The sequence below is a fragment of the Arsenicicoccus cauae genome (assembly GCF_043162025.1).
GTDB classification, from domain to species: domain Bacteria; phylum Actinomycetota; class Actinomycetes; order Actinomycetales; family Dermatophilaceae; genus Arsenicicoccus; species Arsenicicoccus cauae.
In genome coordinates this window covers 2,982,981-2,997,677 of sequence record NZ_CP171001.1, presented here as the reverse complement: position 1 = coordinate 2,997,677, position 14,697 = coordinate 2,982,981, and the positions used below count along the sequence as shown (strand labels likewise).

Sequence of the window (14,697 nt, the reverse complement as noted above, 5' to 3'; positions counted from 1 at the left end):
GGTCGCTCGGCACCCGGTTCCGCGCCGGTGCCTCTCGAGGGCAGACCCGGCCGCGCGGCCACCGTCGACGCGGTCACGCGGGCCTCGGTCGAGGTCCAGCCCGATCGAGGAGGTCGATCCCGTTGCCGGTCAACGTCCCTCGCGCCCTGCCGGCGCGCCGCACGCTCGAGTCCGAGAACGTCTTCGTCATGTCGAGCGAGCGCGCCGGGCACCAGGACATCCGCCCGCTGCGCATCGCCATCGTCAACCTCATGCCGACCAAGATCGTCACCGAGACCCAGCTGCTGCGGCTGCTCGCCAACTCCCCGCTGCAGGTCGAGATCACCCTCGTGCGGATGTGCTCGCACGAGTCCCGCAACACCTCCACCGAGCACCTGGACACCTTCTACCGCACCTTCGAGCAGATCCGGGACGAGCGCTTCGACGGCCTGGTGATCACGGGCGCCCCGGTCGAGAAGCTGCCCTTCGAGGCGGTGGACTACTGGGACGAGCTGTGCGCGATCCTCGACTGGAGCGCCGACCACGTCTACTCGACCATGCACGTGTGCTGGGGCGCGCAGGCCGGGCTCTACCGGCACTACGGCATCGGCAAGGTCGAGCTGCCGGACAAGATGTTCGGCGTCTTCGAGCACCGGGTGCTCGACCCTCGCGCCCGCATCGTCAGCGGCTACGACGAGACCTTCACCGCGCCGCACTCCCGGCATACGGGCACGCCCCTGGAGGAGGTGCAGGCGCATCCCCAGCTGCAGGTGCTCGCCACGTCCGAGACCGCCGGCCTCTACCTCGCGCAGTCCCGCGACGGGCGGCAGCTCTTCGTCACCGGCCACCCGGAGTACGAGGCGGACACGCTCGCGCTGGAGTACCACCGCGACGCGTCCAAGGGCCTGCCGATCGAGGTGCCGGTGGGCTACTTCCCGGACGACGACCCGACGCAGCCACCGCGAGTCACCTGGCGCAGCCACGCGTTCCTGCTCTACGCCAACTGGCTCAACTACTACGTCTACCAGCGCACGCCGTACGACCTGGCCGAGATGCAGCGCGCGGCCAGACGGGCGGACTCGTACGTCATCTGAGCGGGCGTCATCGGAGCGGGCTGGCGCCCAGCCGATCGGCGTCCGCGTGGACCAGCAGGTATGCCGGAGCGCCGGCGTGCACGTGGGTCACCGCGCTCGCCGCGGCCGCCGCGCCCGGGCGCTCGCTGACCGGCCACCCAGCAGCAGCGCCTCGTGGTCGACGACGACAGGTGTCGCGGGTCGTCAACCCGCCGAGAGCCTGCGAGGCTAGGAGCATGCGACTGGGGAGGGTGCAGGACCACACGGCACGGCTGCGGACCCGGGTGGCGCTGGGGCTGCGCGAGCGTATCGCCGGCACCGACGCCGACCGCCGGGCCGACCAGATCTGGGGCGCGGTGGGGGAGAGGTGGTTCGGGCCGGACGACGCCATCTGGCAGGTCCACGCCGACACCAGCATGTTCAGCGGCGGCCTGCGAGCCCTGCTGCTGCAGTCCCTGCACCCGCTGGCGATGGCCGGCGTGGCGGACCACAGCGGCTACAAGGGCGACCCGTGGGGCAGGCTGCAGCGCACCAGCCACTACATCGCCATCACGACCTACGGCACGGTGCGGCACGCGGAGGCGACCATCGAGGCGATCCGGCACCTGCACGGACGGGTGGTCGGGAGCACCCCGGACGGCCTCCCGTATGCCGCGAACGACCCGCACCTGCTGCGGTGGGTGCACGTCGCCGAGGCCGAGAGCTTCCTCGCCACCTACCAGGCCTTCGGCGCGAGCCGACTGACCCCGGCCGGGCTCGACGAGTACGTCGCCCAGTCGGCGCACGTGTCCTCGCGGCTCGGGGTGCCGCTCGCGGACCTGCCGCAGACCTACGCCGAGCTGCTGCAGGCCGTCGAGTCCTACCGCGGCGAGCTGGTGACGACGGCGGCCGCGACGGAGGCCGCCCGGTTCCTGCTGCTGACGCCACCGATCGACCCGGCCGCCCGGCTCGGCTACTGGACCCTCGCGGTGGGCGCGATCGCGACCCTGCCGCCCTGGGCGCGGCGGATGCTGGGGCTGTCCGTCCTGCCCGACCCCGTGACCGGGGTGCTCGACCGGGTGGTGGGGCTCCCGCTCGGGCGCGCCTCCACGGCGACCACCCGGTGGGTGATGTCCGACCCGGCGGTGGCCAACGAGTCACGCTCGCGCGCGGCGCTCGCCGCGGGCGGGCAGGGTGACCAGCGCCGTTGAGCGTGTCCCGCGTGGCGCAGGTCCACCCCTCTGGCGCTTGCCCCCCGGGCGGGTGACGGGCAGGATCGGGCGATCCCGCCCTTTTCGGACGGGCCCCACCCCATCCCCGCAGGAGCTCATCGTGATCGCACAACGACGTGTCCTGGCCGCCGCTCTCGGTGCCTCGACGGTCCTCGCCGGCTTGGCCGCGGCGACCCCCGCCTCCGCAGACCAGGACGGACCCGCTCGCTCGGTCCTGGTGCTCGCCCGGTCCGGCGCCGCGGACGGTGCCGTCCGTGACGCCATCACCCGCGCCGGCGGCAGCGTCACCGCCGTCGACTCCGCCATCGGTCTCTACACCGTCACCACCACCAGGTCCCGCTTCACCAGCGACGTGCGCGGCGCGGACGCGGTCGAGACCGCCGCCGCCGACCGCGTGGTGGGCTTCAGCCGCAAGCCGGCCAAGGCGTCCGCGTCCGACATCGAGCGGCTGAAGGCCGAGCGCGCCCAGGCCCGTGGCAAGAAGGCCCCGGCCCCGAGCGTCGACACCAACGGCGAGCCGCTCGCACCCCTGCAGTGGGACATGCGCATGATCCGCACCGCAGAGGCCCACCGCATCGCCACGGGCCGCGGGGTCCGGGTGGGCGTCATCGACACCGGCGTCGACGCGTCCCACCCCGACATCCGCCCCAACTTCGACTTCGCGCTGTCCCGCAACTTCACCCGCGACATGCCCGACATCGACGGCGCGTGCGCCGACGACCCGGACGGCTCCTGCGACGACCCGGCCACCGTCGACGAGGGCGGCCACGGCACGCACGTCGCGAGCACCATCGCCTCGCCGGTCAACCGCCAGGGCATCGCGGGCGTCGCGCCCGAGGCCACCATCGTCAACCTGCGCGCTGGTCAGGACTCGGGCTACTTCTTCCTCGAGCCGACCGTCAAGGCGCTCACCTATGCGGGCGACCACGGCATCGACGTCGTCAACATGAGCTACTACATCGACCCGTGGGCGTTCAACTGCGCCAACAACCCGGCCGACTCCGCGGAGGAGCAGGCCCAGCAGCGCCTCACCATCGAGGCCACCAACCGCGCCCTGCGCTACGCCCGCGGCAAGGGCGTCACGCTCGTGGCCGCCGCCGGCAACTCCGCCACCGACCTGGACAACCCCACGGTCGACGCCTCCTCGCCGGACTACCCGGAGGGGGCCGCCAAGACCCGCCAGATCGACAACTCCTGCCTCGACCTGCCGACCGAGGGTGACCACGTCCTGACCGTCACGTCCGTCGGCCCGTCCACGCGCAAGGCCTACTACTCGAGCTACGGGCTGAAGTCGGTCGACGTCGCCGCCCCGGGTGGCGACATCCGCGACTTCTACGGCACCCCGGAGTACCGCAAGCCGTCCAACATCATCCTGGCGGCCATGCCCAAGGGCGTCGGCATCGCCGAGGGTGACATCGACCCCGTGACGGGCGCGCCGACCAACGAGTTCGTCATCAAGCAGGGCGAGGGCTACTACACCTACATGCAGGGCACCTCGATGGCCGCGCCGCACGCCTCCGGCGTCGCCGCCCTGATCGTCGACCGCTGGGGCCACCGCGACCCGCGTCAGGGCGGTCAGACGCTCAACCCCAACCAGACCGAGAAGATCCTGATGCGCACGGCCACCGACCACGCGTGCCCGACCCCGGCCACGATGGTCTACCCCGGAGTCGCCGACCGCTACACCGCCACCTGCACCGGCACCACGGCGTTCAACAGCTTCTACGGCGACGGCATCGTCGACGCCCTGAGCGCGGTCACCAAGAAGCACTGACCGCCACCTGCTCCTGCACGTCGTGGGCGCTCGTCACCGGGTCACCGGGGCGGGCGCCCACGCCGCGTGCGGCTGGGGCACCGGCTGCGATGATGGGACGCATGCCCGAGACGACACCGCCGTCCCTGCGCCGCGCGACCCTGCCCGTCGAGGGGCTGCCCCCCGGGTGGGCGCTCCGGGTCCCGGACGAGCGGGACGTCCATCGGCTCGCCTGGCTCCGCTGCGCCGTGACGGACCGGTCGGTGCCCGGGGCGACTCCGGACGTCCGCACGGTGCTGCTCGAGATCACCGGCGTCGCGTCCTGGACCCGGCGCCAGGCCGTGGTCGTCGACCCCGTGGGGATGGTCCGCGGGTGGTCCGCGGTGCACGACCGCGCCGCCGGGCGGGTCCTCGCGCACGTCACCGTCGAGCCCGACCTCGACGAGCAGCTCGGCGCGGGGACCGAGGACGCCGTGGCGCGTGCCCTGCTCGGCTGGGTGGAGGACGCGGCTCGCGCCGTCGCCCACCTGCGACGCCTGGGCTCCACCCAGATCGACACGGGCTCGTATGCCGGTGACGAGCGTCAGGCGGGGTGGCTGCGAGGCGCCGGCTTCCGGCCCACGCGCACGTGGCTGCAGATGAGCCGGCCGGTCGACCCCGAGGGCGACCACCCGGCCACCCTCCCCGCCCCGCGGGAGGGGGTCCGGGTGCGGCGGGTCCGGTTGCACACCAACGGACTTCCCCTCGCCGAGGACATCCAGATCATCCACGAGATGCTCGAGGAGTCGTTCGCCGACCACTTCAACAGCTATCGCGAGAGCTTCCCGGAGTTCGTGCAGCGGCTGCAGGAGGACCCGGGGCACCGCTGGGACTCGTGGTGGCTGGCGGAGGTGCGCGGCGGCGCCGGGGAAGCTGCAGGGGACAACGCCGGGGGCGGCGGCTGGCTCGCCGGCGGCGCCCTCGTCGGCACGGTCCTCGCCCCGGACCGCGACGGGGTGCTGGGCAGCTATGTCGACTACATCGGCGTGCACCGCCGCGCCCGGGGACGCGGCGTCGCCAAGGCGCTGCTGCACACGGCGATCGGCAACGCCGCGCTGCAGGACCGCAACCGGGTCGGACTCGAGGTCGACGACGACTCCCCGACGGGCGCCGACGCGCTCTATCGCTCGCTCGGCTGGGAGACGGCCTACCGCACCTGCTCCTGGCACCGGGACGTCGAGGTGTGAGCCGCCGCAGTCAGTCGACCAGACCCATGCCGCGGCGCCCGGCGTCGTTGAGCTCGTCCTCGCGGAAGCGGTCCGGCCAGCTCGCCTCGTAGTGCTCCTCCGGGAAGTCGTAGGGGGACTCGCCGGCGCGGAAGGCCTTGCGGACGTGGTCGGCGTACGCCTCGTTCTTGGCGCACCAGGGCGCGGCGGGGATGTACATCACGTTGCCCCACCCCTGCTGGTCCTGGACGGGCTCGACGCCGTGGATCATGTCGCAGTGCCACCACACGGAGTCGCCGGGCGCCACGTCCGGGATCCCGGCGGTGGCCTCGAGGAGCAGCGGGTGCCACTGCTCGTCGGCGGGAAAGACCTGGTTGACCGTGACGCCGCACATGGAGTCCTCGGGCACGTCCGCCAGCAGCGGCCGCAGCATGAGGTAGGCCATGGCGTGCGGGATCGGGACGGTGTAGAGCACGCCCTGGTCGTGGCGCATCTCGGACAGCGCGGTCCATCCCTGGAAGGTGCGGAAGGCCGAGCACATCGTCGAGCCGGGGTACTGCGCGGCCTCGGTGCGGTAGGCGGCGTCCCAGGGGTCGTACTCCTCCGGGCGCCCGTCGAACAGGTGCCGGAAGTGGCGCTGGTAGCCCTCGCTCATCCACAGGTCGAGGGTGCCGGGGTCGAGGTGGGAGCCGAGGCCCTTGCTGGACGCGCCCGGCGGACGACGACGGATGCGGTCGGGATAGAGCGAGTCGCGGTCCGGGTCGAACCAGCTGCGCCCCTCCGACTCGTGCGTCCACAGCCCGTTGAGGAAGGCCTGGACGCGCGCCATCCGCGGGTGCTGGCGGGCCTCCATCTGCGGGTGCGACCAGTAGACGGGGTAGATCTCGGGCTTGGACCCCACCGTGCCGAAGAAGTCGTCCCCCGGTCCGCGGTAGTCCTCGAAGAACCGGTTGCGGTCCACGTAGTCGACGACCTCGCGGTCCCAGGCCTCGGCCTGCTCGCGCGGGAAGTGCCCGCGGACGACGGCGCAGCCGCGGCGGCGCAGCAGGGCGAGCTGCTCGGCCGAGACCGTGCCGGACTCGATGTCGGCGTAGTCGATCTCGGGCCAGACGGGGCGGCCGGCCTCCCGGTCGGCGCGGATCGCCTCCACCTCCTCGCGGACCTTCGCCTCGACGACGGCGAAGACCTCCTCGACGGTGCGGCCGCTCGCGGCGATGCGGGCGCGCAGCGCGGCCTTGATCTCGCGGATGGCGGCGGGCAGGTCCGCCGGCGTGGTCTCCCAGTGGGGGAGGGCGGGCAGGTCGGTGACCGTCATGGCTGCTCCTACGACTTCGTTGTGGCTCCTTACTGAAAGGGTGGCAGGGCGTCTGCTATTTTGCAAGGGTTCCTAACTAACCGTTCCGGGCCGCCCCCGGACACGGGAGAGACGAGGGCCGTATGACGTCAGCCACCGCCCCCACGGGCCTCGGCCTCGTCCGGGGCGCCACCGACCGGATCGTGCTCGAGTCGCTGGTCGACGCCGGGCGGCAGACCCGGGCCGAGATCGCCCAGGCCACCGGCGTGTCCAAGCCGACGGTGTCCGAGGCGGTGCGCCGCCTCGGCGAGCTCGGCGTCGTGGCCGAGGCGGGCCGGCAGGAAGGCACGCGGGGGAGGTCCGGCATCTACTACGAGCTCGCCGCCGGGGCGGGCCTCGCCGTCGCCCTGCACGCCGGTCCGCACCTCGTCGTCGGGGAGTCGCGGGACGTGCGTGGCGGCCTCGTGCGGCGGGTCGAGCGGCCGGTCGGCCTCACGGTCACCGCCGACGAGCTGCTGGGCGAGCTGGCCGGCGCGCTGTCCGCCCTCACCGCCTCCGACGGCACCCGGGGGGCCTCGTCCGTGGCTGCAACGACTGTCTCGGTCGCCGACCCGGTCGAGCACCGCAGCGGGCGCCTCGTGCACGTGCCGGGGTCGCCGTTCGTGCGGGGGGAGGCGTGCCTGCGCGACGTCGTCGGCGGGGCCGCCGAGATCGACAACGACGTCCACTGGGCCGCGGTGGCCGAGCTGCACCAGGGGCAGACGGACACCTTCCTGCAGCTGTACCTGGGGGCCGGCATCGGGGCGGCGCTGGTCGCCGACGGTCGGCTGGTGCGGGGGGCGCGCGGGCTGGCGGGCGAGGCGGCGTACGCGGTGACGGCGGCGGGTCGGACCGGTCGCCGGTCGTCCCCCCGCCTGCTCGACGTGCTGGTCGAGGAGGGGCTCACCGTCGACGGTGGCACGGTCGTCGACGTCGCCGCCGTCGCAGCGCTGATGCGGCGAGGTGCCGCGCAGGGCACGGCCGCTCGCGTCGTGGGAGCCGTCGGGGACGTGCTGTGCTCGGCGATCGCCCTCGTGGATCCCGGCCGCGTCGTGCTGAGCGGCCCGTGGGGGTGCGAGCCGCGGCTCGTCGACGCGCTGAGGACCCACCTGGCGGAGGCGGCGGTGCTGCCCGTCGAGGTGGTGACCAGCGTGACGGGGACGCAGGCGCCGCTCGACGGCGCCCGGCAGCGGTCCGTGGAGCTGGCCCGCGCGGCCCTGCTGTCCCGCGTGCCCTGACGGCGTCCCGACCTGCCGGCCGGTCGCGAGCCCGGCAGTCGTATGCCGGACGCCTCCCACGCCCGGGGCCGGGGCACTGTCACCATGGCGCCATGAAGGCCCTGCTGCTCGAGAACGTCCACCCCCTCGCGACGACCCTGCTGACCGAGGCGGGCATCGAGGTCGACCACCGTCCCGGAGCCCTGGACGAGGCCGAGCTGGTCGAGGCGCTGCGCGGCGTGCAGCTTCTCGGCATACGGTCCAAGACCGAGGTGACCCCCGCGGTCGTCGAGGCCGCCGAGGACCTGCTGGCCATCGGGGCCTTCTGCATCGGGACCAACCAGATCGCGCTCGCCCCCGCCGCCGAGCGCGGCATCCCGGCGTTCAACGCGCCGTACTCCAACACCCGGTCCGTGGTCGAGCTCGCGCTCGCCGAGATCATCGTCATGGCGCGGCGCCTCACCGAGAAGGACCGGGCGCTGCACGACGGCGTGTGGCGCAAGGACGCCAAGGGCTCGCACGAGATCCGGGGTCGTCGGCTCGGCATCGTGGGCTACGGCAACATCGGCTCGCAGCTGTCCGTGGTGGCCGAGATGCTCGGCATGGAGGTCTACTTCTACGACATCCAGGACCGGCTCGCGCTGGGCAACGCGCGCCGCTGCGGCAGCCTGGAGGAGCTGCTCGACATCGCCGAGGCCGTGACCCTGCACGTCGACGGGCGCGACGGCAACGCCGGCTTCTTCGGGCGCGAGCAGTTCGAGCGGATGCGGCCGCGCTCGCTGTTCCTCAACCTCTCGCGCGGCTTCCTCGTGGACTACGAGGCGCTGCGCGACGGCCTGCAGTCGGGGCACATCGCGGGCGCCGCGGTCGACGTGTTCCCGGTCGAGCCCAAGAAGTCGGGGGACCCGTTCACCTCCCCGCTCCAGGGCCTGCCCAACACGGTGCTCACCCCGCACGTCGGCGGCTCGACCGAGGAGGCGCAGGAGGACATCGGCCGGTTCGTCGCCGGCAAGCTGCGCGACTACGTCAGCTATGGCACGACCACCCTGTCGGTCAACCTGCCGGCGCTGACGCTGCAGCACGTCCCCGGCGACCACCGGCTCACCCACTTCCACACCAACACCCCCGGGGTCCTCGCCAAGGTCAACCACATCCTTGCCTCGCACGGCGTCAACATCGGGGGCCAGCTCCTCGGCACCCAGGGCCACGTCGGGTATGTCGTGACCGACGTCGACTCGCCCCTCAACGAGGACGCCCTGGCGGAGCTGCACGACCTGCCCGAGACCATCCGGCTGCGCGTCATCGACTGACCTCGCCGGACGGCCCGGCACGCCGTGTCAGACTTGGCGCACCCACGGCGCCGACGCAGGCGGGGCCGGCAGCACCACCCGTGAGCAGGAGACGCGCATGACCCAGCAGTTCCGCCGACGCGCGCTCGCCGCCGTCGCCACCGCGAGCGTCCTCGCGCTGACGGCGTGCAACGCCGGCTCCTCCTCGACCGGGTCGAGCGGGAGCGCCACGGGCAGCGGTGGGGGCGCGTCCGGCCAGAGCGTCGCCATCGGTCTGGTGCTCGAGCCCACGAGCATGGACTTCACCCGGTCCGACGGCGCCGCCATCGCGCAGGCGCTGCTCGGCAACGTCTACGAGGGCCTGGTCAAGGTCGACGAGAAGGGCGCCATCCAGCCCTCCCTCGCCACGAGCTGGACCATCAGCCCCGACCGCCGGACCTACACCTTCGACCTGGTGCAGGGCGCGAGGTTCAGCAACGGCGCACCGCTGACCGCCGACGACGTCGTCTTCTCCATCAACCGGGTCAAGACCGACTGGGCCGTCGCGGTGAAGCGGTCCATGGACGTGGTGAGCTCGGCCACGGCGCTCTCGCCCACCAAGGTCCAGGTCACGCTCTCGCGCCCCAGCAACTCCTGGCTCTACGCGATGACCACGCGCGTCGGGGCCGTCTTCAGCCGCACCGGTGTCGCCGAGCTCGCCACCACGCCCGTCGGCACCGGTCCCTACACCCTCGGCGAGTGGCGCCGCGGCGACGCCATCGTGCTGCGCCGCAACGACGCCTACCACGGCGCCAAGCCGTACTTCGGGCAGGTGACGCTGCGCTACATCAAGGACGCGGCGGCGCTCAACAACGCCCTGCTGTCCGGCACCATCGACGTGATCGGCACGGTCCAGTCGCCCGAGTCGCTGCAGCAGTTCACCACCGACGACCGCTACCGCGTGATCGAGGGCACGACCAACGGCGAGGTCATGCTCACGATGAACACCTCTCGCCCGCTCCTCAAGGACAGGGCCGTCCGCCAGGCGATCCGCCAGGCCATCGACCACAGGTCGCTGCTGCAGACCTGCTGGGCCGGACACGGCACGCTCCTCGGCGCGATGGTCCCGCCCACCGACCCGTGGTACCAAGACCTCACGGGCGTCGCGCCGTTCGACCGCGCCAAGGCCACCCAGGCGCTCAAGGACGCCGGCGCGGCCGGCCGGACGCTGCGCCTGCGCCTGCCGGCGGCGCCCTACGCCACGACGTGCGGCCAGGTGGTCAAGTCCGACCTCGAGCAGGCCGGGCTCAAGGTGACCATGGACCAGATGGACTTCCCGACCTGGCTGTCCGACGTGTTCAAGGGCGCGGACTACGACCTGACGATCGTCGCGCACGTCGAGCCCCGCGACATCGGCCGGATGTTCGGCAACCCGGACTACTACACGAGGTACGACAACAAGGCGGTCCAGGCCGAGCTCGCCGCCGCCGACGCGGGCACCGAGGCGCAGCAGGTCGAGCACATGAAGGAGGTCGCCCGCCTCACCGCCGAGGACGCGGCCTCGGACGTGCTCTTCCTCATGCCCAACCTCGTCGTCGCCGACAAGGACATCCAGGGCCTGCCGACCAACGCCGTGGGCGAGACCCTCGATCTCGCGCACCTGTCGCGGTCCTGACGCCGGCCCGCCGACCCCACGCCCCATGCTCCTCGGACTGCTGCGCCGCGTCGGGACCTTCCTCGTGTCCCTGCTCGTCAGCAGCGTCCTCGTCTTCGGCTTCATGGTGCTGTTGCCGGGCGACCCCGCCAGGGTGGCTCTCGGCACCAACGCGACCGAGGAGGCCGTGACCGCGCTGCGGCACGAGCTCGGGCTCGACCGACCGCTGGTCGTGCAGTATGCCGAGTGGTTGCGCGGACTCGTGACCGGCGACCTCGGCCGGTCCTACGTCTCCCGCGCCGACATCGCCCCGCAGGTCGCCGACCGCCTCCAGGTGTCCCTGCTCCTCGTGCTCGCCGCGATGGTGGTGGCGGTGGTGGTCGCCCTACCGCTCGGCACCCTCACGGCGCTGCACCACCGACGGCCGGCCGGTGTCGTGCTCGCCGCGCTGTCCCAGGTCGGGGTGGCCGTGCCGGCGTTCCTCGTCGGCGTGCTCCTCATCAGCCACGTCTCCGTGCAGCTGCGCTGGCTCCCGGCCAACGGGTGGACGCCGCCCGCGCGGGACCCCGTGATGTTCGTCCGGCAGCTGATCCTGCCCTCGCTGTCGCTCGGCATCGTGCAGGCGGCCGTGCTCGCCCGCTACGTGCGGTCCGCGATCCTCGACGTGCTGCACGAGGACTACCTGCGGACCGCCCGGGCCAAGGGCCTGCGTCCCGGGCCGGCGCTCGTGCGGCACGGCCTGCGCAACGCGTCGGTGCCCGTCATGACCGTCCTCGGGCTGCAGCTGGCGACGACGCTCATCGGGGCGGTCGTCGTCGAGCGGGTGTTCGTCATACCGGGGCTGGGCTCGTTGCTGCTGGACAGCGTCGGCACCCGTGACCTCGTCGTCGTCCAGGACGTCGTCATGGTCCTGGTCGTGGCGGTGCTGCTGATCAACCTGCTCGTGGACCTGCTCTACCTCGTGCTCGACCCGCGCCTGCGGACGGGCACCCGATGAGCGCCCGGGCCCGCGGCCGACGGGCAGACGCATCCCTCGTCGTCGGTGCCGTCCTGGTGGGGCTCGTCGTGCTCACCGCCCTGGTCAGCTTCGTCTGGACCCCGCACCCGCCGGGGCTCACCGACGGGTCCGTGGCCCTGCGCGGACCCATGCCCGGCTACCCGCTCGGCACCGACCGGCTGGGCCAGGACGAGCTGTCCCGCCTCATGGTGGGCGCCCGCACGACCCTGCTGGTCGGCATCGTCGCGGTCGGGCTGGCCGCCGTCGTCGGGGTGCCGCTCGGCGTCCTCGCCGGGATGCGCGGCGGGCTCGTCGGGCGCCTCGTGATGCGCGCCAACGACCTGCTGCTGGCGTTCCCCGCCCTGCTGCTGGCGATCATGCTCGCGGCCGTGCGGGGCGGCTCGACCACGGTGGCGATGGTCGCGATCGGCATCGCCTCGATCCCGACCTTCGCGAGGGTGACGCGGTCGGGCGTGCTGTCGATCATGCAGCGCGAGTATGTCCTCGCTGCCCGTTCCGCCGGCCGCGCGCCCCGCGGGATCGCCTGGCACCACGTGCTGCCCGGCGTCGCCAACCTGGTGGTCGTGCAGTCCTCGGTGGCCTTCGGGATGGCGATCCTCGCCGAGGCGGGCCTGTCCTACCTCGGGGTCGGGACACCGCCGGACGTGCCGAGCTGGGGCCGCATGCTCTACGACAGCCAGGCCACCCTCTGGCAGACCCCGCGGCTCGCGTGGATCCCGGGCCTCGCGATCGCGGCGGCCGTCCTCGGCTTCAACCTCCTGGGCGATGGTCTGCGCGACCTGCTCGATCCGACGATGGAAGACCGACGATGAGCGGTCACGTGCTCGCGATCACGGGGCTGGCCATCGACGCGGGCGGCACCCGGCTGCTCGACGACGTGTCGCTCACGATCGCGCCGGGCGAGCGGGTCGGGCTGATCGGCGAGTCGGGCTCCGGCAAGTCGATCACCTCCCTGGCCATCATGGGGCTGCTGCCGAGGTCGCTGCACGCCAGCGGGTCGATCCGGCTGGCCGGGGTGCCGCACGACGTCGTCGGCGCCTCCGAGGAGGAGCTGTCGCGGGTGCGGGGCCGTGACGTCGCCATGGTCTTCCAGGAGCCCCTCACCGCCCTCAACCCCACGATGCGCGTCGGCGACCAGGTGGCCGAGGCCATGACCATCCACGGGACCCAGCCGTCCCGGTCGGCGGCCCGGGCCCGAGCCGTCGAGCTGCTCGACGCCGTGCGCCTGCCCGACCCCGCGAACCTCGCCCGGGCCTATCCGCACCAGCTGTCCGGCGGCCAGCGCCAGCGGGTCGTGCTCGCCATCGCCCTCGCCAACGACCCGGCGCTGCTCATCTGCGACGAGCCCACGACCGCGCTCGACGTGACGGTGCAGGCACAGGTGCTCGACCTGGTCGTGCGGGGCGTCGAGTCCCGGGACGCCGCCCTGCTCTTCATCACCCACGACCTCGCCGTCGTGGCGACCGTGTGCGAGTCCGTCGCCGTGATGTACGCCGGGCGCATCGTCGAGGCCGGCCCCGTCGAGGAGGTGTTCCGGCGCCCCCGCCACCGCTACACCCAGGGACTGCTCGCGGCCTGCGACCTCGCGGTCGACCCCGCGACCGGGCGCCTTCGCACCATCGCGGGCTCCGTGCCGCCCGCGGGGGAGCTCCCGGACGGCTGCGTGTTCCGTACGCGCTGCTGGAAGGCCACGGACGAGTGCCGCACGACGCCGCCCTGGACCGTGGAGGGCGGCGGGCCGAGCGACCCCGAGGGCCTGGCGGCGCGCGGTTTCGCCTGCCACCACCCCGCGCGGTCGGAGACGGTCGTATGACGCCCCCGGCCATCGCGGTGCGCGAGCTCACGCGGGACTACCCCCGCCCGCGTCGCCGCCTGCTCGAGCCCGCCCCGGTCGTCCGGGCGCTGCGCGGGGTGAGCCTCGAGGTCGCGCCGGGGGAGAAGCTCGGCATCGTGGGGGAGTCCGGCTCCGGCAAGTCCACCCTGCTGCGCATCGTCGCCGGGCTCGACCGCGCGACCGGCGGCACCGTGGCCGTCGACGGCCGCGACGTCACCCGTGCCTCCGACCGTGAGCTGGCCTGGCTGCGCCACCGCCTGCAGGTCGTCTTCCAGGACCCGATGAGCTCGCTGGACCCGCGCCACCGGGTCGGCACCATCGTCGCCGAGCCGCTGCATGCCCTCGGGCTCGGGCGCACCCTCGACGTCGACGCGCGGGTCGCCGAGCTGCTGTCGTCCGTGGGCCTGACGCCCGACGCCGCGCGGCGCTACCCCCACCAGTTCTCCGGGGGGCAGCGGCAGCGCATCGCGATCGCGCGGGCGCTGGCGCCGTCGCCCGGCATACTGCTCGCCGACGAGCCCGTCTCGGCCCTGGACGTGTCCGTGCGGGCGCAGGTGCTGGGCGTCATCGACGATCTGGTCCGCGAGCTGGCGCTGACCCTGGTCTTCGTCTCGCACGACCTGACCGTGGTGCGGCACGTGTGCGACCGCGTCGCCGTCATGCACGAGGGTCAGCTGGTCGAGAGCGGGCCCACGGCGCAGGTCTACGACGACCCGCAGCACGCCTACACCCGGCGCCTCGTCGCGGCGGTCCCGTCGGTGCGGCGCGCCCTCGCCGGGGTGACGGCCGCGGACCTCGCCGCCGGCAGGCCGGAGTAGGTCCAGCAGGTCCACCCCGGGGGAGGGGCGCCGGGGCCGGTGGGCACGATGGGGGTGTCGCACGGCGAGGACGCCTCTCGCGTCGAGGGGCTCGCGCAGCTGCCGGCCTCGTGCGCGCGCTCGGCGGAGGCGCTGCTCGCCGATCGGGAGGCCGACGAGGAGGGGGCGTGTTCCCTCCCGGCCTGATCGACGCCCAGGCGGCCATGCTGCGGGCCTACCAGGACGAAGACCTGTCCGCACGACTCCTCGGCGACGCCGGCGCCCTGGCCGCCCTGGTGCAGGAGCACCTGCACTGCGGTTGATCGATCAGGCCCGAGGGGAATGCGGCGGATCT

The 14,697-nt window shown here is 73.3% G+C and carries 13 protein-coding genes; 12 read left to right on the top strand and 1 reads right to left on the bottom strand.

Annotated elements, in window-relative coordinates:
* The first annotated feature begins 122 nt into the window (after window positions 1-122).
* The 4 genes from metA to ACF3NS_RS13980 all read left to right on the top strand — a co-directional run bounded on the left by metA (window position 123) and on the right by ACF3NS_RS13980 (window position 5,242).
* Window positions 123-1,073: a homoserine O-succinyltransferase gene (gene metA, locus ACF3NS_RS13995; protein ID WP_392466790.1), complete on the top strand. Its 951-nt coding sequence runs from the start codon at window positions 123-125 to the stop codon at window positions 1,071-1,073.
* A gap of 215 nt (window positions 1,074-1,288) precedes the next feature.
* Complete coding sequence (locus tag ACF3NS_RS13990) at window positions 1,289-2,242, top strand: oxygenase MpaB family protein (protein ID WP_392466788.1); 954 nt, start codon at window positions 1,289-1,291, stop codon at window positions 2,240-2,242.
* 121 nt (window positions 2,243-2,363) lie between these two features.
* Window positions 2,364-4,037: a S8 family serine peptidase gene (locus ACF3NS_RS13985; RefSeq protein ID WP_392466786.1), complete on the top strand. Its 1,674-nt coding sequence runs from the start codon at window positions 2,364-2,366 to the stop codon at window positions 4,035-4,037.
* Between the two features lie 101 nt (window positions 4,038-4,138).
* Window positions 4,139-5,242, top strand: a complete 1,104-nt coding sequence (locus ACF3NS_RS13980) for a GNAT family N-acetyltransferase (RefSeq protein ID WP_392466783.1) — start codon at window positions 4,139-4,141, stop codon at window positions 5,240-5,242.
* A gap of 10 nt (window positions 5,243-5,252) precedes the next feature.
* On the opposite strand, the gene ACF3NS_RS13975 is transcribed toward ACF3NS_RS13980, so the two are convergent.
* Window positions 5,253-6,536, bottom strand: a complete 1,284-nt coding sequence (locus ACF3NS_RS13975; protein ID WP_392466781.1) for a DUF1479 domain-containing protein — start codon at window positions 6,534-6,536, stop codon at window positions 5,253-5,255.
* 122 nt (window positions 6,537-6,658) lie between these two features.
* On the opposite strand from ACF3NS_RS13975, the gene ACF3NS_RS13970 reads away from it, so the two are divergent.
* From ACF3NS_RS13970 to ACF3NS_RS13935, 8 genes are all read left to right on the top strand, one after another.
* Window positions 6,659-7,792 carry an ROK family protein gene (locus ACF3NS_RS13970; protein ID WP_392466778.1) on the top strand — a complete coding sequence of 378 codons (1,134 nt, stop codon included), beginning with the start codon at window positions 6,659-6,661 and terminating at the stop codon, window positions 7,790-7,792.
* Window positions 7,793-7,884: 92 nt separating this feature from the next.
* On the top strand, window positions 7,885-9,081 hold the full coding sequence (gene serA / locus ACF3NS_RS13965) for a phosphoglycerate dehydrogenase (RefSeq protein ID WP_154593002.1): 1,197 nt from the start codon (window positions 7,885-7,887) through the stop codon (window positions 9,079-9,081).
* 97 nt (window positions 9,082-9,178) lie between these two features.
* A complete protein-coding gene (locus tag ACF3NS_RS13960; RefSeq protein ID WP_392466776.1) occupies window positions 9,179-10,714 on the top strand; it encodes an ABC transporter substrate-binding protein in 1,536 nt (511 codons plus the stop codon).
* Window positions 10,715-10,739: 25 nt separating this feature from the next.
* Window positions 10,740-11,690 (top strand): ABC transporter permease, encoded by a 951-nt coding sequence (locus ACF3NS_RS13955; RefSeq protein ID WP_392466773.1) that lies wholly within the window; start codon window positions 10,740-10,742, stop codon window positions 11,688-11,690.
* A complete protein-coding gene (locus tag ACF3NS_RS13950) occupies window positions 11,687-12,523 on the top strand; it encodes an ABC transporter permease (RefSeq protein WP_392466772.1) in 837 nt (278 codons plus the stop codon). Before ACF3NS_RS13955 ends, ACF3NS_RS13950 begins: the two co-directional genes overlap by 4 nt.
* Complete coding sequence (locus ACF3NS_RS13945; RefSeq protein ID WP_154593006.1) at window positions 12,520-13,524, top strand: ABC transporter ATP-binding protein; 1,005 nt, start codon at window positions 12,520-12,522, stop codon at window positions 13,522-13,524. Before ACF3NS_RS13950 ends, ACF3NS_RS13945 begins: the two co-directional genes overlap by 4 nt.
* A complete protein-coding gene (locus ACF3NS_RS13940; protein WP_353889930.1) occupies window positions 13,521-14,363 on the top strand; it encodes an ATP-binding cassette domain-containing protein in 843 nt (280 codons plus the stop codon). The genes ACF3NS_RS13945 and ACF3NS_RS13940 overlap by 4 nt, the downstream gene beginning before the upstream one ends.
* Window positions 14,364-14,530: 167 nt before the next feature.
* Window positions 14,531-14,665 (top strand): hypothetical protein, encoded by a 135-nt coding sequence (locus ACF3NS_RS13935; protein WP_392466769.1) that lies wholly within the window; start codon window positions 14,531-14,533, stop codon window positions 14,663-14,665.
* Window positions 14,666-14,697 lie beyond the last annotated feature (32 nt).